Source organism: Achromobacter sp. Marseille-Q4954, from assembly GCF_943737025.1.
Taxonomy (GTDB): Bacteria; Pseudomonadota; Gammaproteobacteria; order Burkholderiales; family Burkholderiaceae_B; genus Achromobacter; species Achromobacter bronchisepticus_A.
The window spans coordinates 21,624-44,210 of record NZ_CALSFQ010000005.1 but is presented as its reverse complement, the minus strand read 5'-3'; the positions used below and the strand labels follow the sequence as shown (position 1 = coordinate 44,210).

The 22,587-nt window shown below is 67.8% G+C and carries 22 protein-coding genes; 12 read left to right on the top strand and 10 right to left on the bottom strand.

What is annotated here, in order from left to right:
- Positions 1-12: 12 nt before the first annotated feature.
- A complete protein-coding gene (locus NGK62_RS31165) occupies positions 13-1,011 on the top strand; it encodes an FAD:protein FMN transferase (protein WP_251881964.1) in 999 nt (332 codons plus the stop codon).
- A gap of 67 nt (positions 1,012-1,078) precedes the next feature.
- Here NGK62_RS31165 and NGK62_RS31160 read toward each other — a convergent pair whose 3' ends face one another.
- Positions 1,079-1,864: an inositol monophosphatase family protein gene (locus NGK62_RS31160; RefSeq protein WP_059372021.1), complete on the bottom strand. Its 786-nt coding sequence runs from the start codon at positions 1,862-1,864 to the stop codon at positions 1,079-1,081.
- 130 nt (positions 1,865-1,994) lie between these two features.
- Here NGK62_RS31160 and NGK62_RS31155 point away from each other — a divergent pair, with 130 nt between their 5' ends.
- Positions 1,995-2,786, top strand: coding sequence for an RNA methyltransferase (locus tag NGK62_RS31155; RefSeq protein ID WP_118934149.1), 792 nt, complete (start codon positions 1,995-1,997; stop codon positions 2,784-2,786).
- Between the two features lie 66 nt (positions 2,787-2,852).
- On the opposite strand, the gene NGK62_RS31150 is transcribed toward NGK62_RS31155, so the two are convergent.
- The gene (locus tag NGK62_RS31150; RefSeq protein ID WP_013395179.1) at positions 2,853-3,842 is read right to left on the bottom strand and encodes a Bug family tripartite tricarboxylate transporter substrate binding protein; all 990 of its coding nucleotides are present in this window, start codon (positions 3,840-3,842) and stop codon (positions 2,853-2,855) included.
- 159 nt (positions 3,843-4,001) lie between these two features.
- Here NGK62_RS31150 and NGK62_RS31145 point away from each other — a divergent pair, with 159 nt between their 5' ends.
- On the top strand, positions 4,002-4,763 hold the full coding sequence (locus NGK62_RS31145; RefSeq protein WP_059372016.1) for an IclR family transcriptional regulator: 762 nt from the start codon (positions 4,002-4,004) through the stop codon (positions 4,761-4,763).
- 73 nt (positions 4,764-4,836) lie between these two features.
- Here NGK62_RS31145 and NGK62_RS31140 read toward each other — a convergent pair whose 3' ends face one another.
- The 5 genes from NGK62_RS31140 to NGK62_RS31120 all read right to left on the bottom strand — a co-directional run bounded on the left by NGK62_RS31140 (position 4,837) and on the right by NGK62_RS31120 (position 10,818).
- Positions 4,837-5,670 carry a mechanosensitive ion channel family protein gene (locus NGK62_RS31140; protein WP_054453202.1) on the bottom strand — a complete coding sequence of 278 codons (834 nt, stop codon included), beginning with the start codon at positions 5,668-5,670 and terminating at the stop codon, positions 4,837-4,839.
- 151 nt (positions 5,671-5,821) lie between these two features.
- Positions 5,822-6,937, bottom strand: coding sequence for a DUF1513 domain-containing protein (locus NGK62_RS31135; protein ID WP_251882087.1), 1,116 nt, complete (start codon positions 6,935-6,937; stop codon positions 5,822-5,824).
- On the bottom strand, positions 6,927-8,015 hold the full coding sequence (locus tag NGK62_RS31130) for an imelysin family protein (RefSeq protein WP_251881959.1): 1,089 nt from the start codon (positions 8,013-8,015) through the stop codon (positions 6,927-6,929). Before NGK62_RS31130 ends, NGK62_RS31135 begins: the two co-directional genes overlap by 11 nt.
- Complete coding sequence (locus tag NGK62_RS31125; protein ID WP_251881957.1) at positions 8,015-9,523, bottom strand: di-heme oxidoreductase family protein; 1,509 nt, start codon at positions 9,521-9,523, stop codon at positions 8,015-8,017. Before NGK62_RS31125 ends, NGK62_RS31130 begins: the two co-directional genes overlap by 1 nt.
- Positions 9,520-10,818, bottom strand: coding sequence for an imelysin family protein (locus NGK62_RS31120; RefSeq protein ID WP_059372005.1), 1,299 nt, complete (start codon positions 10,816-10,818; stop codon positions 9,520-9,522). Before NGK62_RS31120 ends, NGK62_RS31125 begins: the two co-directional genes overlap by 4 nt.
- Before the next feature lie 219 nt (positions 10,819-11,037).
- On the opposite strand from NGK62_RS31120, the gene NGK62_RS31115 reads away from it, so the two are divergent.
- From NGK62_RS31115 to NGK62_RS31100, 4 genes are all read left to right on the top strand, one after another.
- Entirely contained in the window at positions 11,038-11,964 is a 927-nt protein-coding gene (locus tag NGK62_RS31115; protein WP_118934140.1) for a LysR family transcriptional regulator, read from the top strand.
- 107 nt (positions 11,965-12,071) lie between these two features.
- Entirely contained in the window at positions 12,072-12,872 is an 801-nt protein-coding gene (locus NGK62_RS31110; protein WP_223283329.1) for a class II aldolase/adducin family protein, read from the top strand.
- An 81-nt stretch (positions 12,873-12,953) separates the two neighbouring features.
- Entirely contained in the window at positions 12,954-13,913 is a 960-nt protein-coding gene (locus NGK62_RS31105) for a Bug family tripartite tricarboxylate transporter substrate binding protein (protein WP_059371999.1), read from the top strand.
- A 10-nt stretch (positions 13,914-13,923) separates the two neighbouring features.
- The gene (locus tag NGK62_RS31100; RefSeq protein ID WP_251881955.1) at positions 13,924-14,919 is read left to right on the top strand and encodes an NAD(P)-dependent oxidoreductase; all 996 of its coding nucleotides are present in this window, start codon (positions 13,924-13,926) and stop codon (positions 14,917-14,919) included.
- Between the two features lie 55 nt (positions 14,920-14,974).
- On the opposite strand, the gene NGK62_RS31095 is transcribed toward NGK62_RS31100, so the two are convergent.
- The 3 genes from NGK62_RS31095 to NGK62_RS31085 all read right to left on the bottom strand — a co-directional run bounded on the left by NGK62_RS31095 (position 14,975) and on the right by NGK62_RS31085 (position 18,049).
- Positions 14,975-16,294: an MFS transporter gene (locus tag NGK62_RS31095; RefSeq protein WP_118934136.1), complete on the bottom strand. Its 1,320-nt coding sequence runs from the start codon at positions 16,292-16,294 to the stop codon at positions 14,975-14,977.
- 45 nt (positions 16,295-16,339) lie between these two features.
- Complete coding sequence (locus NGK62_RS31090; RefSeq protein WP_251881953.1) at positions 16,340-17,011, bottom strand: DUF4286 family protein; 672 nt, start codon at positions 17,009-17,011, stop codon at positions 16,340-16,342.
- 126 nt (positions 17,012-17,137) lie between these two features.
- Positions 17,138-18,049, bottom strand: a complete 912-nt coding sequence (locus NGK62_RS31085; RefSeq protein WP_059372806.1) for a LysR family transcriptional regulator — start codon at positions 18,047-18,049, stop codon at positions 17,138-17,140.
- A gap of 293 nt (positions 18,050-18,342) precedes the next feature.
- On the opposite strand from NGK62_RS31085, the gene NGK62_RS31080 reads away from it, so the two are divergent.
- The 5 genes from NGK62_RS31080 to NGK62_RS31060 are packed head-to-tail and all read left to right on the top strand — an operon-like array spanning position 18,343 to position 22,582.
- Positions 18,343-19,350 carry an ABC transporter substrate-binding protein gene (locus tag NGK62_RS31080; RefSeq protein ID WP_059371990.1) on the top strand — a complete coding sequence of 336 codons (1,008 nt, stop codon included), beginning with the start codon at positions 18,343-18,345 and terminating at the stop codon, positions 19,348-19,350.
- Positions 19,351-19,353: 3 nt separating this feature from the next.
- Positions 19,354-20,169 (top strand): ABC transporter permease, encoded by an 816-nt coding sequence (locus NGK62_RS31075; RefSeq protein ID WP_059371988.1) that lies wholly within the window; start codon positions 19,354-19,356, stop codon positions 20,167-20,169.
- A complete protein-coding gene (locus NGK62_RS31070; RefSeq protein WP_059371984.1) occupies positions 20,169-20,990 on the top strand; it encodes an ABC transporter ATP-binding protein in 822 nt (273 codons plus the stop codon). The genes NGK62_RS31075 and NGK62_RS31070 overlap by 1 nt, the downstream gene beginning before the upstream one ends.
- 24 nt (positions 20,991-21,014) lie before the next feature.
- Positions 21,015-21,197, top strand: coding sequence for a DUF4089 domain-containing protein (locus tag NGK62_RS31065; RefSeq protein ID WP_059371982.1), 183 nt, complete (start codon positions 21,015-21,017; stop codon positions 21,195-21,197).
- Positions 21,194-22,582 carry an AtzE family amidohydrolase gene (locus NGK62_RS31060; protein ID WP_251881951.1) on the top strand — a complete coding sequence of 463 codons (1,389 nt, stop codon included), beginning with the start codon at positions 21,194-21,196 and terminating at the stop codon, positions 22,580-22,582. Before NGK62_RS31065 ends, NGK62_RS31060 begins: the two co-directional genes overlap by 4 nt.
- The last annotated feature ends 5 nt before the right edge of the window (positions 22,583-22,587 follow it).

The window sequence follows — 22,587 nt, the reverse complement described above, 5'->3', positions numbered from 1 at the left end:
AGGCCTATCGCCATGAACCCTACCCGCCGCCGTTTCATCGGCATCGCCGCCGCAGCCAGCGCGCTGGCGCTGACGCCCGTCGCCGCGCGCCGCGCCGCCGCCTCGATCGCACCCGCCACCTGGCAAGGCACGGCGCTGGGCGCCGACGCCGAGCTGCGCCTCTACCATCCCGACACCGGCACGGCCCAGCGCCTGATCGCCCAGTCCTTGCAGGAACTGCGGCGACTGGAAGCCATCTTCAGCCTGTATCGCGACGACAGCGCCCTCTCTGTCTTGAACCGCCAGGGCTTCCTGGACAGTCCGCCGGCCGACCTGCTGCGGCTCCTGAGCGAAAGCCGGCGCTACAGCGAACTGACCTCAGGCATGTTCGATCCCACCGTGCAGCCCTTGTGGCAGCTATATGCCGGACACTTCTCGCAGCCGGACGCTGCTGCTGACGGTCCCCCGCCCCAGGCCATCGCGCAGGCGCTGTCGCGCGTGTCCCATGCCGACGTGATGCTGGATGGCAGCCGCATCGAACTGCTGCGGCCCGGCATGGGCATCACGCTCAACGGCATTGCCCAGGGCTACATCACCGACCGCGTCACCGACCTGCTCAGGCGCGGCGGGCTGGAGCGGGCGCTGGTGGACATGGGCGAAATACAGGGGCTGGACAGCCGCGCTAGCCCGCAAGCGTGGAAGGTCGGCATCGCCGATCCGCGCGACCCGGCGCGCCTGCTGGCAAGCGCAAGCATGACGAACCAGGCCCTGGCGACTTCCGGCGGCTATGGCACCGCCATCGACCCGGCGGGCCGGTACACGCATCTGTTCGATCCCCGCACCGGCCGCGCGCGCCCGCGCTACCAGAGCGTGTCCGTCATGGCGCCTTCCGCCACCATGGCCGATGCCCTGTCGACGGCTTTCTCGCACATGCCGCAGGAAGCGACGCAGGCGGTGGTGCGGGAACTGGGGCTGCGCGCGTGGTTTGTGATGGAGGATGGGCGGTTGGTATTGCAGGGGCAGGCTGGCTGAGCCTACGCCCGCACATGAAAAAACCGGCCAATGGCCGGTTTTTTCATTCTGGCGGCAGCGTTCCGCTTCAAGCCGCCGAAGGCGGATTCAGCGAGGACAGCATCTGCGTGAAGATCTTGGGGCTGGCGGCCAGCACGTTGCCGCTGTCCATCCAGCCTTGTTCGCCGTCGAAGTCGGCGACCAGGCCGCCGGCTTCCAGCACCATCAGGCTGCCCGCGGCCAGGTCCCAGGCCTTCAGGCCCACGCCGCAGAAGCCATCCAGGCGGCCGCAGGCGACGTAGGCCAGGTCCAGCACGGTGGAACCCAGGCGGCGCACGCCGGTGCTGCCTTCGGCCATCTGGCGGAAACGCGCGGAGCCTTGTTCCGGATCGCCGGAGTTGGGCCAGTGCGCGCCCAGCAGGGCTTCGTGGTAGCGGGTACGGCCCGAGACGCGCACGCGGCGGTCGTTCAGGAAGGTGCCGCTGCCACGGCTGGCCGTGAACAGTTCGTTGCGGCTCGGGTCATAGATGACCGCCTGCGTGACCTGGCCGCGTTGCGTCAGGGCGATGGACACGGCGTAGTTGGGCAGGCCGTGGATGAAGTTCGTGGTGCCGTCCAGGGGATCGATGATCCACTGGAATTCGGCCTGGTCGGGGCCTTGCAGGCCGAATTCCTCGCCCAGCACGGCGTGGTCCGGGTAAGCCGCGCGCAGCGTCTCGACGATGGACTCCTCGGCGGCGCGATCGACTTCCGTGACATAATCCCGCGGCCCCTTGCGAGCCACGCTGAGTCGTTCCAAATCCATGCTGGCACGGTTGATAATGGTGCCGGCACGCCGGGCCGCCTTGATGGCGATGTTGAGCATCGGGTGCATAAAATTCCGTACGAATGCGATGAGTTGGCTTGATGATAGGCCGCTTGCCGCCCCCCGGTCCGCCGTTCCCCGACAGGGGGAAATCGACCCAAAAAACCAGGAAGGCACTAAGCCAAACGTGCCATTTTAAATGACTCAAGCATTTTCACGTGTTCGCTTCGTTATGGTGAACCCCAGCCACCCCGGAAACGTGGGTTCGGCGGCCCGCGCCATCAAGACCATGGGCTTCTCCGAACTGGTCCTGGTCGAGCCTAAATTTCCAGATGTAACAAGCCAGCCGGAGGCCGTGGCGCTTGCCAGCGGCGCGCTGGACGTGCTGGAAAATGCCCGCATTTACGCATCCCTGGAAGAAGCGCTGGCGCCGGTCACCATGGCTTTCGCGCTGACCGCCAGGGTGCGCGACCTGGGCCCCCCGCCCTGCGACATCCGCCAGGCGGCCGAACTGGCCCGCGCCCACCTGGGCGAGACGGCCGAGGGCGTCGCGGCCGTGGTGCTTGGCACCGAACGCGCGGGGCTCACCAACGCCCAGATCGCCCTGTGCCAGCGCATCTGCCATATCCCCGCCAACCCCGAGTACAGCTCGCTGAACGTGGCCCAGGCCCTGCAGTTGGCCGCCTGGGAGCTGCGCTACGCGCTGCTGGTGGACCAGGGCGCGGCGCTGCTGCCGGCCTCCACCGCGCAAGAGGCGCCCCGCGGCGCGGCGCCGGCTTCCAGCGAGGCGGTGCAGGCCTTCCTGGCGCACTGGGAAGAAGCGCTGGTCGGCGTGCAGTTCCTGGACCCGGCCCACCCCAAGAAGCTGATGCCGCGCATGCGGCACCTGTACTCCCGCCTTGCGCTGAGCCGCGACGAGGTGGACATGATGCGCGGCGTATGCACCGCCATGCTGGCCACGGCGCGCCGCAACGGCGGGGCAAAAAAATAGGGGCGCAGGCTTACGCCTGTCCCCCAGCAAGGTTTGCCGGGCGGCTTGCCGCCCGGAAATCGAAAATCAGTCCACCTTGGCGCCCGAGGCCTTGACCACCGGGGCCCAGCCTTCCACTTCCGACTTGATGAACTGGCCGAATTCGGCCGGCGTCGTCTTCACGCCCACGGCGCCCAGCTTCTCGAAGCTGAGCTGCACTTCGGGCTTGTCCAGCGCCTTGACCATGGCCGCGTTGAGCTTGTTCACGACTTCCGGCGGCGTGCCGGCGGGCGCGATCAGGCCGAACCACGACGACACGTCGAAGTTGGCGAAACCGGATTCCTTCATGGTCGGCACGTCAGGCGCGCTCTTGGAGCGTTCCGTGGTGGTCACGGCCAGGGCGCGCAGCTTGCCCGATTGCACGTGGGGCCAGGCCGACGGCATGTTGTCGAACATGAACTGCACCTGGCCGCCGATGAGGTCGGTCACGGCAGGCGCGCTGCCCTTGTACGGCACGTGCAGCACGTCGATGCCGGTCTGCATCTTGAAAAGCTCGCCCGCCATGTGGATGGACGTGCCGCTACCGGACGAAGCGAACGCCAGCTTGCCGGGATTCTTCTTGGCGTAGTCCACCAGCTCCTGCACCGACTTCACGGGCACTTGCGGGTTCACCACCAGGATGTTCGGCACCTTGGCGCCCAGCGCCACCGGCGTGAAATCCTTGGTCAGGTCGAAATTGACGTTCTTGTACAGCGTCTGGTTGATGGCGCTGGTCACGGCCACGAACAGCAGCGTGTAGCCGTCGGGGTCTGCGCGCTTTACCTGGTCGGTAGCGATGTTGCTGCCGGCGCCGGGCTTGTTCTCGACCACGAAGGACTGGCCGAGGCTTTCGGTCAGTTCCTTGGCCATGATGCGGGCGATCACGTCAGTAGTGCCGCCGGCGGAAAAACCGACCACGATGCGGACGGGCTTGTCAGGGTAGGCGGCATGGGCCGAGCCCATTGCGAATGCGCTTGCGGCGGTAGCCAGAAGGGTGGCGGCGATACGCCGCAGTCCAGGCTTTTGACCTGTAGTCATAGAGTCTCCGTGCAGGTACTGTCCATCAAGTGGACGATTTGAATTGTTCGATGCAGCATTCTGAGCTATACACATGCACTGCATCAAGGTAGAGTCCACAGCACGGACAGTGGTTTTCCCTTGAATATTCCGTAATAACCCGAGTTTTCAGAGATTTTCATGCAAGATAGCGACGCCGCGGCCGCGGGTCCACGCACATTGCGGCGCGGGCTGGCCGTCCTGGCCGCCCTGCGCGACCAGGGTCCCGATGGCCTGAGCGTGACCGATATCGCCCGCCTCACGGGCATACAGCGCCCCACCATCTACCGTCTGCTGGCCGCCTTGCTGGACGCCGGACTGGTGCTGGCCGTGACCGGCACCAAGAAATACCGCGCCCAGCTGGCGGTGGACCCGGACACGCGCTCGCGCGATCCGCGCGTGCGCCAGTTGCTGCCCGTGCTGCGGCGCCTGGCCGACCGCACCGGCGACGCGGTCTTCCTGGTCGTGCGCGAAGATGACGATTCCATCAGCCTGCATCGCGAGATCGGCAGCTATCCGGTGCAGATCCTGGCCACCTACGCCGGCAAGCGCCAGCCGCTGGGCGTGGGGTCGGGCGGCATGGCCCTGCTGGCCGCCCTGCCCGACGACGTTGCGCGCGGCATCGTCGAGCGCAACTCGGGCCGGCTGGACGAATATGGCGGCATGACACCGCAAGAGATGTACCGCCTGATCGAAAACACCCGCGCCCGCGGCTATTCCGTGGTGGGCAACCACGCGGTGCGCGGCGCGCTGGGCGTAGGCTGCGCGCTGCTGGATGCCCAGGGCGCGCCGATCCTGGCGGTCAGCGTCACGGCCATCATCGACCGCATGCCTGCGCAACGCCAGCGCGAAATCGCCGGCTGGATCAAGAACGAACTCGCGCGCCTGTCGATGCAGGCCTGAGGTCTGCTGCCGCCAGCAAAAAAATGGGCGCCCATCGGGCGCCCATTGTCATTCCAGTGCAGACCGGCCTGCTTCAGGCCGCGGCGCCCGGCTTGGCGTTCTGGATCTCGCGCATGGGGATCGGCGGCTGGAAGCCCGCATCTTCCAGCGACTTGCGGATGTCCTGGTACAGGCCCCAGCGCAGGTCCCAGTACTTGGCAGACTCGGTCCATACCCGCACGTTCACGACGACGCCGTTTTCCTTGTAGTCGACCACCTTCACCAGCGGTTCAGGATCCTTCAGCGTTTCCGGACGCGCGTCGACGATCGCGCGCAGCTTGGCCACCACGACTTCCAGGTTGTCGCCATAGCGCACCGGCACCGGGATATCCAGGCGACGCGTCTTGTTGCGGCTGTAGTTGGTGATGGTGGCGTTCCACACCGTGCTGTTGGGCAGGGTCAGATGAATGCCGTCGACCTGGATCAGGCGCGTCAGGAAGAGACCGACCTCTTCCACCGTGCCGTCCACGCCGGTGCTCAGCGCCACGTATTCGCCCGCGCGTATCGGGCGCAGGATCAGCAGCATGATGCCGGCGGCGATATTCTGCAGCGTGCCTTGCAAGGCCAGACCCACGGCCAGGCCGGCGGCGCCCAGCACCGCGATCAGGCTGGCCGTCTGCACCCCGAAACGCGCCAGCACCGCAATCACGGTGAAGATGCGCACCGTCCAGACCACCGTGCTGTAGAACATGGGCACGATGGTGGGATCGATCTTCTTGGAACGCGTCGCGGCGCGGCGCACCCAGCTGCCCAGCAGGGACGACACCCACCAGCCGATGATGAGGATCAGCAGCGCAACCGCCAGATTGAGGCCCAGGTCGACCAGCTTGGGAGCCCAGGCGTTAAATTCTTTCAAGGCTTCTTCCATGGATACTCCTGCGGAAAAGTTGAGGCCGCGCAGCGTCCCGGCAACGGGCGCCTGGCGGCCTGAAAAAAGCAGCCGAAAACTTTATCAGATGGCGCTTGCGATAAGGGCCGCATCGCGGCCCCGTTGTGTCAAGCTTTGTAAGCAAACGGGATCAGACCCGCGCCGGGATCTTGCGGAAATGATTGTCCCAGGACACCTCGCGCGACGGCGCCAGCACGGGCTGCTCCTTGCCGGACGCGTCGATGCGCAGCATCGCTCCCAGGCCGCTGCTCAGCAGGAAGCCGTCTCCGGCGGCCGGCGCCACGCCGCAGCCGTCGGCCAGTTCGGTCGTGCCCAGGCAACGGCCGCTGGCCGCGTCCCAGTAGATCACCTGTCCGCCTACCGGGCTGGACGTGGCGACCACGCCGCCCGCGGTATCCACGGCCACCGAGCCGACGTAGTTGCGCATCTGGCGCAAGGCTGGCGCCGGCCCTTCGAACAGTTCCAGTTGCGCGCCGCGCCTGTGCCGACCCACCAGCGCCGGCCGGTCCGCGGCCGGACCCATGTACTGGCAGCCGAACCAGACGCAGCCGTCGGCAGTCAGCGCGAGGTGGCGGATGGACAGGCGATGCAAAGCGGGCTCCAGCTCCACTCTCTCCAGCAGCTCGCCGCTGGCCGCGTCGATATAGGCCAGCGAGGGCCGCATCGTGTCCAGGTTGAGTTCCAGCTTGCCGTAGTCGGGATGCGTGAGGATGCCGCCATTGGCGACGCATAGCGTCTTGCCGTCGGGCATCAGCACGACCTCGTGCGGACCGATGCCGCCGCTGTCGAATTCGCCGATGCGGCGGTACGCGCCGCCGGGCGAGGCATCGTACAGGCCCAGCACGCCCCGGCCCGCTACAAAATCGTTCTCGGTGGCGGCCAGCAGCCGGCCGCCGTCCACGTAGGCGCCATGGCCGAAGAAGTGGCGCTCTTCGTGCATGGGCAAGGCCTGGGGCTCGCCCCCGCGCAGCGAAAACGCCAGCGCGAAGAAGCCCGGCTGGCGGCCGAAGACGACCGCGCGTTCCCCCGCGGCATCGATGGCGAAGCTGTGGCCGCGCGCGGGCATCGGCACCACCAGCCGATCGTGTCCCGCTTCATCCAGCAGCGCGGTTTCGTCGCGCCCGCCGCGCTTGCGCGCGCTCAGGTACAGGACATCGCCGTCCTTGGGCGCAGCCGCCAACGCAGCCGCCGGGGCCAGGCCCAGCGCGGCCGCGAGCGACAGGAAGCGGCGCCGGTCAATCACCATCGAGTGCATTGAAGCCGATCGTGACGCCCAGGGCCGGCGCCAGATTCTCGTCAACGATGGCCTTGGCGTTCTTGAGGGTCAACGCCGCCAAAGTCAGTTGTTGGCGCCCTTCTTCCTGCGCCAGCGCCTGCTCCAGCGGCTGCTGCACGTCCAGCAGCACGCGCGCCGCGCTCGCCAGTTCACCGCGCACGGACTCGGCCATCCAGGCGTCGCCCTTGGGCAGCGCATAGGCCCCCGCCTGATAGAAAGCCTGCAGCCCGTCCAGATTGGCCGCCAGCAGGCGCGTGGACAGTTGGCTGCGCCAGAATGCAGCGCGCTTGGGCCGCGCTGCTTCCGGCGTATCGCCCAGCACGGGCAGGATCTTCACGTCGCGCGCAAACTGCAGCCCGGTGGATAGGGACTTCATGGCCTCGGCCGCGATTTCCTGTTGATCGCGGTACAGGTCGTTGCCCGCCTTGGGTTGCGCGAACTGCCGGCCGAAATCGCCCTCGGCGCTCCAGGCCTGGGCTACATCGCGCGTGATCTGCCTGACGTTGGCGGCCACCGCCCGGGCGTAATCGCAGGCGTAGGCGTCGACCTGCCCGCCATCCTGCCGCAGCAAGGCCGGCTCGCCGTACAGCACGTATTCCAACGCGGGCAGCCCCTGCACGGCCACGCTGCGTCCCGCCAGGGCGCCGGGCACGAGCAAGGCGCCGTCCTGCGCGGCGATCAGCGCCTGCACCTGCTTCGGCATCACGCCGCGCGTATCGGGCCAGAAGGCCAGGCGCTCGTAGCGGTTGGCCTGCACCAGAGGGCCAAAGCGCAGGAACTCGACGCCCGACCAGGCCAGCGCCAGGTCCTCGAACGCCTGCTTGACGCGCGCCGCGTTGGCCGCGCCGGGCTGCGCGCACCAGCCGCCCAAGGCGCCGTCCAGCGCCGAGGCCGCGTCCGCCATTTTCGCTACCGCCGGCCGCGCGTAATCGCGCGCCAGACGCTCGCCAAGATCCGCGGGCGGCGCGGCCTGCGCGGCCCAGGACGTAATGCCGCCCAGCGCCGCAGCCGCGGCCAGTTTCAATACACGCGGGGCTATTGCAGCCATCACAGCGACTCCAGGAAACGGATGAGATCGGCGCGTTCTTCCGGCGTCATCGCCACCACGCGGTCGCGCGCGGGCTTGGCCTCGCCGCCATGCCACAGCACGGCCTCCAGCAAGGTGCGCGCGCGTCCGTCATGCAGCCAGGTGGCATTGGGGTTCACGGTCTTGGTCAGGCCTATGCCCCACAGCGGCGGCGTGCGCCATTCGCGGCCGTTGGCCAGGCCGTCCGACACGCCGTCGGCCAGATCGTCGCCCATGTCGTGCACCAGCATGTCGGTGTAGGGCCAGATCAGCTGGAAGCGGTGCTCGGGCTGCTTGGCGTTGCGGCTGGTGACGTACTTGGGCACGTGGCAGGCGACGCAATTGGCTTCGTAAAACAGCTTCTTGCCGGCCAACACCCGCGCATCGTCGGCGTCTCGGCGCTGCGGCACGGCAAGGTTGGTGGAATAGATGGTGACGAAGTCCATCAGCTTTGCCGGCACTTCCTCGGGGCCGAAGCGCGGCTGCGCGCCGTGCGGCATGTCGAGGCACTGCTTCTGCGAGGGCGTGCAGTCGCCGGAATGCTGGGGAAACAAGGGCGTGGACAGCCCCATGTCGTTGGAGAACGCCGCGGCGCTCTGCTGCTCGACCGTGGGTTGGCCGGCCTTCAGGTTGAAGCGCCCCAGCACGCGCGCGCCGGTGCGCACGTCGGTGACCCAGTTGGCCTTGCCGACGATGCCGTCGCGCTTGTCCGCGCCCACGTTGGCCAGGATGTCGGTCTCGTGGATGGATTCCAGCAGACCCAGGCCTATCATGGGTGGCGCCAGGCGCGGCGAGATCTGCGTGTCCGCGCGCATCGGGCCATAGCCGAGATTCTCGATGCGGTAGGCGGGCTTCATCAGCGTGACGGTTTCACCGCCGTTGAGCGCGACCGGGACCGGCTGGTACTCGATCTCCATGCGGCCTTCGGCGGGCAGGCCCGCGACCGCGAAGTTCTGCAGCTGCACGCCGTAAACGGGTTCGGGCAAGGCCGCGATCTCGCCCGGCGCGAGCTTGGGGTGACCGCGATCGGCGCCCTGCGGCACCGCCAGGCGCAGCAACAGCGCCACCGCGTCGGTACGTTCCAAAGGATCGAAGCCCGGCACCGTGCCGCGTCCGTCCTTGGTATGACAGGCCTGGCAGGAACGCGCATTGAACAGCGGCCCCAGGCCGTCCGAGGCTTGCGTGGAAGCCGGCGCCGAGACCCAGTCCTTGCGGAACAGGCCGTTGCCGACCTGGAATTCCTGGCGCCCCTCAAAGCTCATGTTGGCCGACGGCTGCGAAAAAATGTCGGCGTTGATGAGCTTGTTGGTGGTGGCGGCGCCCGCCTGCATGGTCTCGAAGGTCTCGACCTTCGAGAAATCGCGCGTGGGCGCGGTGATGGCGGTCACGCGCTTCAGGTCTTCGGGCGTGAGGTCGTCACGCCCGGTCGGAGCGGCGGCGGCGCCGGCATGGGCCGACGCCGCCAGTACGGCGGCTAAAACGAGTTTCACTTGAATACGGCGTCAGGTTTGTCCAGGCTGTCGGAACCTTCGATGGCGACCTTGCCCAGGTCCAGCAAGGCGATCACGCGCTCCAGGCTGCGGGTCTGGTCGACCAGGCGGTCGATGGCGGCCTGCACCACGGCATTGCCTTCCTTGTTGCCGTCCGAAATCATCTGGTCGTAGGTTTCGACCGTTTCGGCGCGCGTCTTCATCGCCTGCATGGCGGCCACGGTGGCGTCCAGCTTGGCGCGCACTTCGGCGTCCAGCTTGGGATCGCGGGCCTTCACCAGTTCCGACAGGCTGGCGCCCGAGACGGTCTTGCCGTCGATACGGGTGTAGCTGCCCAGGTAGACGTTGCGGATGCCGATCTGGTCGTAATAGTGCGAGTTGTGCGTGTTGTCCGAGAAGCAGTCATGCTCTTCTTCGGGATCATGCAGCATCAGGCCCAGCTTCATGCGTTCGCCGGCCAGCTCGCCGTAGGACAGGCTGCCCAGTCCGGTCAGCATGGCGATCAGGCCCGCCTTGGGATCTTCTTCGACGGCCTTGCGCGCGGCGCCGTCCTTCTTCCAGTTGCCGACCATCTCTTCCAGGTCCGTCACCAGCAGGTCGGTCACGGCCTTCAGGAACTGCACGCGGCGCTCGCAATGGCCGCCCGTGCACTGCTTGGGATCGAAATCGGTGTGCGGACGGTTGCCGGCGTGGCGTTCCTGCGGCGTGCCCTTGCGGTCGGCGGGCGCGGGGCCGGTGCCGTTCAGGTCCTGGCCCCACAGCAGGAATTCGATGGCGTGGTAGCCCGTGGCCACGTTGGCTTCGTTGCCGTCGGCTTCGTGCAGCACTTCAGACAGCAGCTGGGGCGTGATCTTGCTGACGTCGACGGTCTTGCCGCCCACCGAGATCTTGGAATTGGCGATGACGTTGACCGCGTAGTAGGCGTTCTCGTCGTTTTCCGTGCCATAGGACGCGTCGACGTAGTCGATCAGGCCTTCGTCCAGCGGCCAGGCGTTCACGCGGCCTTCCCAGTCGTCGACGATGGGGTTGCCGAAGCGGTAGGCCTCGGTCTGCTGGTAAGGCACGCGCGCCGCCAGCCAGGCCTCGCGCGCGGCCTTCAGCGTGTCGGCGCTGGGCTTGGCGATCAGGGCGTCGATGGCGGTGCGCAGGGCCCGGGCGGAAGTCAGCGAGTCTTCGTAGCCAGCCAGCGCCAGATCCGAATACGTGGCGACCACGGCCTTGGGCTCGGCCGCAGCCTGGGCCGTCCCCCCGAACACCGCAGCGGCCAAAACCGCTCCCAACAGCAACTTGCGCATCGACTTTCTCCCGTAACTCGAACGGCACCCGCCCCCACGGCGGTCCGCTCAACCTCGAATTTTGAGGATGAGAGTGTAAACAATTTTCGTTTGTCATTCAGAATAAAGTCAGATACCTGACATTTCTTTGAACCGCCAGCCCCGTTTTCCCGGAGGCGGCAAGGCCGCATGCGCACGCCGCTGCGACTACTATCCCCTACTCCCCTCCCGTCATGCGCCATGGAACTCCGCCAACTCCGCTACTTCGTCCGCGTCGCTGAACTGGGCAGCATCGGCCGCGCCGCGCGCGAGCTGGAGGTGGTCGCCTCGGCGCTCAGCCAGCAGATCAGCCGTCTGGAAAGCGAGCTGGCCACGCGGCTGCTGGTGCGCACGCCCACTGGCGTGGTGCCGACGCCGGCGGGCACGGCATTCCTGCGGCAGGCGCAACTGACCTTGCGGCACGCGGAAAACGCAGTGACGGCCGCGCGCGAGGCGCGGCTGGCCGGCATGGTCAGCGTCGGCTTCGCACCGACCACCGCATCGGTGCTGGCCAGGCCCTTCTACGCGGCCATGGCCGAACGCTATCCGAACGTGCGGCTGCATCTGGTCGAGGGCTTGTCGGGCAACCTGGGCGAACTGCTGACGGGGCGGCGCCTCGACCTGGCCGTGCTGTTCCAGAACGACAGCAGCCAGGGCCGCAGCGCCATCCCGGTGCTGGACGAACGGCTGTTCCTGCTGGCGCGCCGCGGCATGGTCGCCCTGCCCGACGGCGAGCCCATCACCATGGCGCAACTGGGCAGCCTGCCGCAAGCCGTAACCAGCAAGGCCCACGGCCTGCGGGCCTGGGTCGAGGCCGCCTTCGAACGGGCCGGCGTCGAACCCTGGATCGGCGTCGAGGTCGACGGCCTGACCACGCTGATGGATCTGGTGCAGGCCAACGCGCTGGCCACCATCCAGCCCGGCGCGGCGGTGGCCCGGGTGGAGTCCGGACTGCTGAGCATGCACCCCATCGACGATCCCTTCCTGTTCCGCCGCAACCTGGTGTATTGCATCAACGACGAGGAACTTTCGCCGGCGGCATTGGCCGCGCGGGTGGTGCTGCTGGACGTGATGCGCGCCCTGGTGCGCAACGGCGGCTGGCCGGGGGCAACCCTTCTCGATTCGTGATGCCCCCATGCCTGGGCCGGGGCTAGGCCCGCCCCCATCCCGCCGATAAATTGCCAGGCATGGATGCCGCGGCATGGTGCGGCGGCAATGGAGCTTCACGAATTCCGATGACCACTGACACTCACGCCGGGGGACGCCTGCGCATTGCCTCGATGCGTCCGCATTGCACCGAGGCGGAATGGAAAGCGCGCGTCGACCTGGCGGCCTGCTACCGCCTGGTCGAGATCTACGGCATGGCCGACATGATGGCCAACCACATCTCGGCGCGCGTGCCCGGCGAAGACAACGCCTTCCTGATCAACCCCTACGGCATGATGTACGAGGAGATCACGGCGTCCAGCCTGATCAAGGTGGACCTGGACGGCACCATCCTGGCCCGGCCCGACTTCGGCGAATTGGACTACGGCATCAACAAGGCCGGCTATGTCATCCACAGCGCGGTCCACGCCCATCGCCACGAAGTGGACTGCGTGATCCACACCCACAGCTGGGCCTCGATGGCCGTGTCCTCGCTGGAATGCGGGCTGCTGCCGCTGACCCAGACCGCCATGCGCTTCCTGAAGATCGGCTATCACGACTACCAGGGCGTTGTGCTGGGCGTCGAGGAACAGGCCTCGCTGCTGGCCGACCTGGGCCAGGGCGAAGCGCTCATCCTGCGCAACCACGGCGCCCTTACCGTGGGACGCAGCGTGGGCGAAGCCTTCAACTGGATGCACCGCCTGGAACTGGCCTGCCGTTCGCAGCTGGCGGCCATGGCGACGGGATCGCCGCTGCAGGCCGTGGCCGCGCCGGTTTTGCAGGAAACCTGGAACAACTACCAGCCCGGCACGCGCCGGCCCTATGGAGTGATGGAGTGGCCCGCCTTGCTGCGCAAGCTGGACCGGCAGGACCCGAGCTACCGCGACTGAGTTTTTCGGTTCAACAGGCGCCGGCCGGCGTGGCGGCACGGCGCCATCGAAAACACCACTATGCCCACGCGAGGAGACATCATGAACACTGCACGAGCCCTGCTCGCTTCCGCAGCGCTGGCTGGCGCCTGTACGCTGGCGCCGCCCGCGGCCGCGGACTATCCCGACCGGCCGGTGAAGGTCATCGTGGCGTTCTCGCCCGGCGGCACCACCGACACCCTCACCCGCAGCGTCACCAATACCCTGACCCAAAAGCTGGGCCAGCCTTTCGTGGTCGAGAACAAACCGGGCGCGGGCGGCAACATCGGCACGGAGTACGTCGTGCGCGCGGCGGCCGACGGCCACACGCTCATCGTCAACTCCGTGGGGCCCATCGCCGTCAACCCCTCGCTGAACAAGCTGCCCTATAGCCCGCTGACCGATCTGGTGCCCATGGTGCAGATCGCCACGGTGCCCAACGTGCTGGTAGTGCCGCCGGCTTCGCCCGCCAAGGACATCCAGGGATTCCTGAAGTACGTCAAGACCGCGCGCCAGCTCAACTACAGTTCCACTGGAGTCGGCACGTCCTCCCACCTGTCCAGCTACATGCTGATGGACGAGCTGGGCGTCAACGCCACGCACGTGCCGTACAAGGGCGCGGACGCGGTCAACGACCTGCTGGCCGGGCGCATCGACTTCATGTTCGCCACCATCCCTTCCGTGATCGGGCACATCCGTTCCGGCAAGCTGCGCGCGCTGGCGGTCAGCACGTCGCAGCGTTCCGCCACCCTGCCCGAGCTGCCCACCATCGCCGAATCCGGCTACCCCGGGTTTGACGCGGGTTCCTGGTTCGGCTTCTTCGCGCCCAAGGGCACGCCGCAGCAGGTGGTGGACGTCGTCAACCGCGAGGTCAACGCGGCACTGCCGGGGCTCAATGAACAGATGCTGCGCGAAGGCGCCGAACCGGTAGGCGGCACGCCCGCGCAATTCGGCGCCTTCATCAAGCGCGAACATGACAAGTGGGCGCTGCTGGTGCGCAAGTTCGCCCCCGAAGCCCATTGAACCCGCCGCCATGACGCAAGGCTCCGACATCCGCATCCTGTGCTCGCCCGCCGAAGCCGCGCCGCTGCGCCTGGCGCTGGACCGCAGCCCGGCAGCGGGCCGCTATGCGCTGGTCCACCCCGTTGCGGGCCAGCCCATGATGGCCGAGACTGCGTTCGTCTCGCGCGACATCACGGGGCATTCGACCAAGTTCGAGATCCAGCCATCGACCGCCCTGTACTACGAGGCCATGCGGAACGCGCCGGCGCTGCGCTGGATGCATGTGCACTCGGCCGGCGCCGACCGCGAGATCTACCAGCGCCTGCACGCGCGTGGCGTCGCGGTCACGACCTCGCAAGGCGCCAGCGACCCGGTGGTGGCACAGAGCGCCGTCGCCGGCGTGCTGGCGCTGGCGCGCCGCCTGCCGCTGCTGGCCGCCGATCAGCGCGACCGCGCCTGGCGGCCGCTGCTGGACGAGCGCACGCCCAGGGACCTGGCCGGCCAGCATGCCGTGGTGGTGGGATGGGGCGGGATAGGACAGCGTATTGGCGCGCTGCTGGCCGCGCTCGGCCTGAAGATATCGGTCGCGCGCCATAGCGGCGCGCCCGTGCCGCAGGCCCGTCACACCGTGGGTTACGGCGAACTGCCGTCCCTGCTGCCTGCGGCCGACTGGCTGGTATTGGCCTGCCCGCTCACGTCCGCCACGCGCAACCTGATCGGCCGCGCTGCGCTCGCCGCGCTGCCCGCGCATGCGATGGTGGTCAACGTGGCCCGCGGCCACGTGATCGATGAGCCCGAACTGATCGCGGCGCTGCGTGCCGGCCGCCTGGGCGGCGCCTTCCTGGACGTGTTCCAGCACGAGCCGCTACCGCCGGATTCCGCGCTGTGGGACCTGCCCAACGTCATCGTCACGCCGCACAGCGCCGGGTTCTCGGACGGCAATGCCGCGCGCGTGCGGGCCCTGTTCGTCGACAACCTCAACCGCTGGCTGGCCGGCGAGCCGCTGGCCAATCGCAGCATCGCCTGAATGGCCTGTCGCCGCCCGGCCGCGAGGCCGGACGGCGACAGGCATGCGCCGCGCCTCAGCGCTGCAACGGAGACTTGGCCGTTTCCCTGGCGGCCAGCACCGCCACCGCCGTCACGACCAGCGCCGCCGCCACGTACAGCGATATGGCGAAGGTCGAATTCCAGGACTTGAACAGGCTGGCGATGATCAACGGCGCGAAGCCGCCGCCGACGATGCCGGCCAGCGTGTAGGCCAGCGAGGAACCCGCATAGCGCACGCGGCCCGGGAACTGCTCGGTGATGAAGGCGGCCTGCGGGCCGTACATCAGCGCGTGGATCAGCAGGCCCACCACGACGGCCGCGCAGATGGCGATGGGATGCGCGGTGTCCATCAGCACGAAGAAAACGAAGGCCCAGATCATGCCCAACACCGCGCCCGCCAGGTACACCGGACGGCGGCCGATCTTGTCCGACAGATGCCCGCACAACGGCACCGCAATCGCATTCAGCGCGGCGCCCAGCATGGTTGCGGTGAGCGCCATGGGCCGCGACAGGTGCAGCACCGTGGTGACGTAGGTCAGCGTGAACACGACCACCAGCGCATAGAGCACGTCGGAGCCGATGCGCGAGCCGCCCGCGACCAGCAACTGCCGCCAGTACTGGCCCAGCACTTCCTTGATGGGCGTGGCGGCGGTTTCACGCTTCTGTTCCATTTCCAGGAACACGGGCGTCTCCTCCACGCCGCGGCGCAGCCACAGGCCGAACAGCACCAGCGCCACGCTGGAGACGAAGGGCACGCGCCAGCCCCAGGCCTGGAAGTCCTCGGGACTCAGAAAGGCCGAGACCACGGCGATGAAGCCCGTGCCTATCAGCGTGCCGCAGGACGGACCGATCTGCGTGAACGAGGCGTTGCGCCCGCGCTGGTCGGGCTTGCCGTGCTCCATCGACAGCAGCACCGCGCCGGCCCATTCGCCGCCCAGGGCCACGCCCTGCACGAAGCGCAAGGCCACCAGCGCCACGGGCGCCCATACCCCCCAGGACGCGTAGGTCGGCAACAGCCCCATCAGGCCGGTGGACACGCCCATGATGACCAGGGTGGCGACCAGGACGAACTTGCGCCCCAGCCGGTCGCCCAGATGGCCGAAGACGAAGCCGCCCAGCGGCCGCGACACATAGCCCACGGCATAGGTGGAGAAGGCCAGGATGGTGCCCGTCAGCGGGTCGAAGGACGGAAAGAAGATGGAATTGAAGACCAACGCCGCCATCAGGTTGTAGATGGTGAAGTCGTACCACTCCAGCGTGGTGCCGACCGAGCTGGCCAGGGCCAGCCTGCGCATCTTGTTGGGCGCGGCCGCGGTCTTCACCGGCGCGGCGCCATATAGCGTTTCTTCAGCCATGGGATTCCCCTTGAATTGGATGTTTGGTGACTGGCCGCGATGGGCTCAGCGCAGGTCGGCTGCCGTCAGTTTCCAGCCCAGTTCCAGCAGCCAGGCCTGTGACGGATCGGTATCGAATGCGCTGCAAGCCCGATCGCGCAGGACGCGCGCGGCGGCCGCGGAACTCGCTTCCACCACGAACAGCGGCGCCAGCACGCGGTTGTCGGCGGACTCGCGCGGCAGCGGCGTGCTGAGCCCCGCGTCCGGCACCAGCAGATAGGACTGCACGAAGCCGTCCGCCTGCGCCAGTTCAGCGCCCAGCGCCTGCGCCCGGGCCGCCAGCGCTTCGCTGTCATTCGTCGCCGGCAGAGGCAGGACCGCGATCTCGCTGCCGGAGCCAAAGCCCGTCACGGCCCGCACGGCGCACACGCGGCGCATCGGGTCGCGCATGCGGTCCAGGTTGGTCACCGACCATACGGTCTGGCGCTCGAACGCCTTGCGATAGTCCGCCGTGGTGAAGGCGGCCAGCGATTCGGTGCGGTACAGGCCCAGATACTTGCGGCCACCTTCCCGCGACAGGTAGCGCGCGCCCGACAGGAAGCCGGGAATGCGCACGCGCTCTTCCACGTGCTCGCGGTCGTACCAGCGGTTGAAATCGACTTCGTGGGCGGGGTCGGCGTCAGTGGCGACGAACAGCAGGCCGTGCGGCGGGAGGGAGGATTCGGTGTGCGTGCTCATGGGCGGAAGACAGGAAATTCCTTCGATTACGGAAGGCTCCATCTTCAGCCGGCCGGTTGCCCCGGGACAAACGAGTAATTCTTCTGCGCGGCAATAAAATTACTGAAAGACGCCCTAGGGATAACACTATTGCGCCGAACCCAATCGCGGCGCAGCGACCGAGGACGTGAACTGGTCCGACGCGCGGCTGGCAAGTTCGGCCACCAGCCGGATCGCGTCCGAGCCGGCGCTTTCCAGATAGCTCACCACCAGCAGCTGGGGCGGCACCGGAATGTCGCAGCGGATGATCTGTACCTCGCCGCGCGCCACGTATTCGTAGATGGGCGGCAGCGGCACCAGCGCCCGGCCGAAGCCGCTGCGCACCAGCCGCGCCAGCGCGGAGATCGAGCTGACGCAGTGCACCTTGCCTTGCGGCATGCCGACTTCGCGGTACAGGGCCTTGAGCGCTTCGTGAGGCTGCGATCCCGGGCTCATGGTCAGCACCGGTTCGCTCAGCAGTTGCTGCGCGCTCAGCGCCTCCTCGTCGCCGGCCGGCCCGACCCAGCCCATCTCCATGGGCAGGCAGGCGTTGCTGATGATGCCGCTATCGTTCAGCAGGTCCGTCTGCAGCGCGATGTCCAGCGCGCCTTCGCGCAGGCCGCGGTGCAGCGCGCGCGTGGTCTCGGAGGTGAGCTGGACCTCGATGCCCGGATAGGTGGAGCGCAGATTGGTCAGGAAGCCGATCAGCCAGGTGTGCACCACGGTTTCGATGGCGCCGATACGCACCAGGCCAAAGACCTCGTCGCCGCCCTTGCCCAGCGACAGGATCTGCTGGCGGATCTCCAGCAGCCGTTCGCCATAGTCCAGCAGCCGGGTGCCGGTGGCCGTCAGCCTGAGCTCCTTGGCGTCGCGCTCGAACAGGCGCGCGCCTATGTCCTCTTCCAGCGAGGCGATGCGATTGGCCACGGCGGCCTGGGTGATGTGCAGGCGGTCGCTCGCCGCCCGGAAACTGCCCAGGCGCGCCGACCACAGAAAGGCTTCGACAAAACGCGTATTCATCTCGGTATGACGCGGCCAGGCGTCGCGCAAGGGTTCACAAGTCCGGAGCGGCACGCTCCGATCCGCCCACATGCTACCGCCATCGCGCGCAGCGCGACACGGGGGCCGGTTACGTCCCCTTCATTGGTGCGCCGTGCACCAATGTGGTTCAGGCGAGGCACCAGCGCGAGGCCGGCCCGCCAGGCGCACTGGGCGCATGCCGCCCCGGAAGAAGTTGGCACGGCTCTTGCTTGATGCCTGGTATGCCAGCTTGTCTACAAGCGCCTCTTTCCTTGCACACCAGGAGTTCCTCCATGATCTACCGCAACGCGCCCCATGCCTTCAACGCCACCCGCCGCCGGCTGATCCAGGGCGCCGCGCTGGGCGCCGCGACGCTGGCCGCGCCGGCGCTGGTTCGGGCGCAAGCGGGACCCGTGATCCGCATCGGCTTCTGGCCCGTGGCGGCCGGCCTGCCGTTCTACGCGGCGCTGGAAAAAGGCTATTTCAAGGAGGCCGGGCTGAACGTCGAGCCGCTGAAATTCGCGGGCGCGCAGCAGGTCATGGAAGCCATGCTGGCCGGCCGCGCGGACGGCAGCGCCAACGGCACCGGCTCGGCCAATCTGGCCATCGGCGAGATCGCTTCGCCCGGCCTGTTCAAGATTTTTGCGTCCAATCCCAGCAACGCCAAGCACGTGCTGGACGAGTTCATCGTCGCGAAAGACAGTCCCATCAAATCCATCGCAGACCTCAAGGGGAAAAAGGTCGGATCTGGACCCGGCATCCAGAACGCCACGCTGGCCAAAGCAGTGCTGGAGCGCGCCGGCGCAACCGGGGCGACCGTGGTCGAGCTGGCGATAAGCCAGCACGTCGCCGCGGTCGCCGCCGGCCAGTTGGACGCCTGCTACACGCTGGAGCCCACGGGCACGGTAGGCAGGCTGAATGGCACCACCCGCGTGCTGGAGTCCGGCGTCATCTCCAAGTACGTGCTGGGCGATCCGATGGCGCCGTGGTTCGGCGGGTCGGCATCGCTGACCACCGCCTTCCTGAAGAAGCATCCCGAGGAAAGCAGGAAATTCATCGCCGCCTATGCGCGCGGCATCGAACTGATCCGCAGCAAGCCGGAAGAGGCGCGTCCCTACCTGAAGGGCTACACCGCCATCGAAGGTCCGATGACCGAGGAAGTGCCGCTGGCCGCCTACACCCTCTACAACGAGTTCACGCCCGGCGATATCCAGCACTTCCAGAAGTTCTTCGACCTGTTCGCCGACAAGGGCGTCTTCGCCCAGAAGGTCGACGTCTCGACCATGCTCTACAAGGGCTGAGCCATGACCGCAACCACTGCAACAACCACGGCCGGCCCGGCCGCGACAGCGCGGCCCCCACGCAAATTCGACACAAGCCGCCTGCTGCCGCTGATCGGCCCGCTGGCGCTCTTCGTGGTGTGGGACCTGGTGGTGCGCCTGCAACTGGTCAGCCCCGTGCTGCTGCCCACGCCCAGCGCGGCGCTTGCGGCGCTGGTCAAGGGCATGGCGGGCGGCCCGCTGCTGGCGGACTTCCTGGCGTCGCTGAACCGCACACTGCAGGCCTTCCTCATCGCGGGCGTGATCGGCGTGCCGCTGGGCGTGCTGCTGGGCAGCAACGAAAAGGCGTATCGCAGCGTGGAGTTTCTGATCGACTTCTTCCGCTCCACGCCCTCTTCCGCGCTGATCCCGCTGTTCCTGATGATCTTCGGCGTTACCGACATGAACAAGATCGCCATTGCTGCCTTCGCGGCGGTGCTGGTGATCCTGTTCAACAGCGCCTATGGCGTCATCAACGCCCGCAAGCAGCGGGTCATGGCGGCGCGCGTGATGGGCGCGTCGCGCTGGCGCATCTTCAAGGACGTGCTGATCTGGGAAAGCCTGCAGCCCACCTTCGTGGGCCTGCGCAGCGGCGTGTCGATGGCGCTGGTCATCGTGATCGTGGCCGAGATGTTCATCGGTTCGGACAGCGGCCTGGGCAATCGCATCATCAACGCGCAGCAGGTGCTGAACGTGCGCGACATGTACGCGGCCATTCTTGCCGCCGGCGCGCTCGGCTATGTGTTGAACATACTTTTTCTCGTGCTGGAAAAGCGCGTGGTCCACTGGAGCGGCCGCTGATGTCCACCGTCCTCAATCCCATCATCGCCCCCGGCCCCGCCGCCGCCCCGTTCGAGCCCGGTCCGCTGGGCACCCACATCACCATACGCGGGCTGACCAAGTACTTCGCCGGCTGGCCGTTGTACGAGGACTTCAACCTGGACATTCCCAAGGGCAAGATCGTCTCGGTCTTCGGCCCCAACGGCTGCGGCAAGTCCACGCTGATCAACATGATCGCGGGCCTGATTCCCATCGACTCGGGTGAGATCCTGTTCGACGGCAAGTCGCTGGCGCAGACCAAGATCGGCTACGTCTTCCAGAACTACCGCGAAGCCATGTTCCCGTGGCTGCGCACCATCGACAACATCGCCTATCCGCTGCGCCTGGAAGGCCGCAGCAAGGCCGAGGTGGATGCGCGGGTCGCAGAGCTGGTGGCCTCGTTCGACGTCAAGTTCGACCTGAACCGCTACCCCTACGAACTGTCCGGCGGACAGCAGCAGACCGCATCGATCATGCGCGCGCTGGCGCCTGGCCCCGAGGTGCTGTTCCTGGACGAACCCTTCTCCGCCCTGGACTTCGAGATGACGCTGTTCATCCGCGAAAAGCTGCAGGAGGTCTTCATGCAGACCGGCACCACCATGCTGCTGGTGTCGCATGACCTGGAGGAAGCCGTGTACCTGGCCGACCAGGTGCTGCTGCTGACCAAGCGGCCCACCCGGGTCGCCGAGATCCTGGATTACCGCGACGCGCGTCCGCGCACGGTGGCGACGCTATCGGAGCCCAGCTTCATCGAAATGAAGAAACTCAGCCTGGAAATCTTCCAGCGCGAAGTGCGCAAGTAAATCACCCGTACCGGAGAGTCCGCCATGACCCAGGAAACCATCGACCAATACGTACGCAGCGCCCTGGCGCTGGCCGGCTATGCCTTGCGCGAGCAGACGGTGGCCGACGTCGCGCAGCAATTCGCGCGCATCCAGGACATCGCGGCCGGCTTCGTCGACGAGCCGCTGGCCGTGGAGCTGGAATCGGCCGCGGTGTTCCGTCCGTGAGCGGCCCCGCGCAGGATATCGCGCGCCAGGTCCGCGCCGGCGAACGCAGCGCCATGGCCGTGCTGGACGCCACGCTGGCGCGCGTGCGCGAACGCGACGCGCGCTACAACTGCTTTACCGCCGTCACCGAAAGCCGGGCGCGGCAGGAAGCGGCGGCCATCGACGCGCGCCGCGCCCGCGGCGAGCCGCTGCCGCCGCTGGCGGGCGTGCCTTATGCGGTCAAGAACCTGTTCGACATCGCCGACGAAGTCACCCTGGCCGGCGCGCGGGTCAACGCCTCCAACCCGCCCGCGCGGCGCGACGCCAGGCTGGTCGAGCGCATGCGCGAGGCCGGCGCGGTGCTGGTCGGCGCACTGAACATGGACGAACACGCCTACGGCTTCACCACGGAAAACAGCCACTACGGCGCCTGCCGCAACCCGCACGACACCACCCGCATCGCGGGCGGCTCTTCCGGCGGCAGCGCCGCCGCGGTCGCGGGCGGCCTGGTGCCGCTGACGCTGGGCTCGGACACCAACGGTTCGATCCGCGTGCCGGCATCGCTGTGCGGCGTGTTCGGCCTGAAACCTACCTTCGGCCGCTTGTCGCGCGCCGGCTCATTTCCGTTCGTCGGCAGCCTCGACCACCTGGGACCGTTCGCGGCCAGCGCCAGCGACCTTGCCGCCGCCTACGACGCGCTGCAGGGCGCGGACGCCGAGGACGTGGCCTGCGCCGGACGTCCCGCCGAAGCCGCGTTGCCGGCGCTGAACGCGGGCATGCGCGGACTGCGGGTGGCGGTGCTGGGCGGCTACTTTTCGGAATGGGCCGGACCGCAGGCCCGCCGCGCCGTCGAGATCGCGGCGCGTGCGCTGGACGCCACGGCCGTGGTCGAACTGGCGGGAGCCGCCCAAGCTCGCGCCGCGGCCTTCGTCATCACGGCGGCGGAAGGCGGCGCCCTGCATCGCCGCAGGCTCGTCACGCACTACGACTACTACGAACCGCTGTCGCGCGACCGGCTGGTCGCAGGCAGCCTCGTGCCCGCGGCGTGGGCGCAGCAGGCGCAGCGCATCCGCCACCGCGTCTATCGCGAAGCGCTGACGCTGTTCGAACACTACGACGTGCTGATCGCCCCTGCCACGCCAGTGCCGGCCACGCCCATCGGTTCGGACTGGCTGACGTTGGCCGGCCAGCGGCTGCCGGCGCGCGCCAGCATGGGGCTCCTGACGCAGCCGGTGTCATGCATCGGCCTGCCCGTCTGCGCCGCGCCGGTCTGGCCCGAAACCGGACAGGACGATCACCTGCCGCTGGGCGTGCAGTTGATCGGCGCGCCATGGCGCGAAGCCGATTGCCTGCGCGCCGCGCACGCGCTGCAGCAGGCCGGCATTGCCCGCCTGCGCCCCCTTTGAACCAC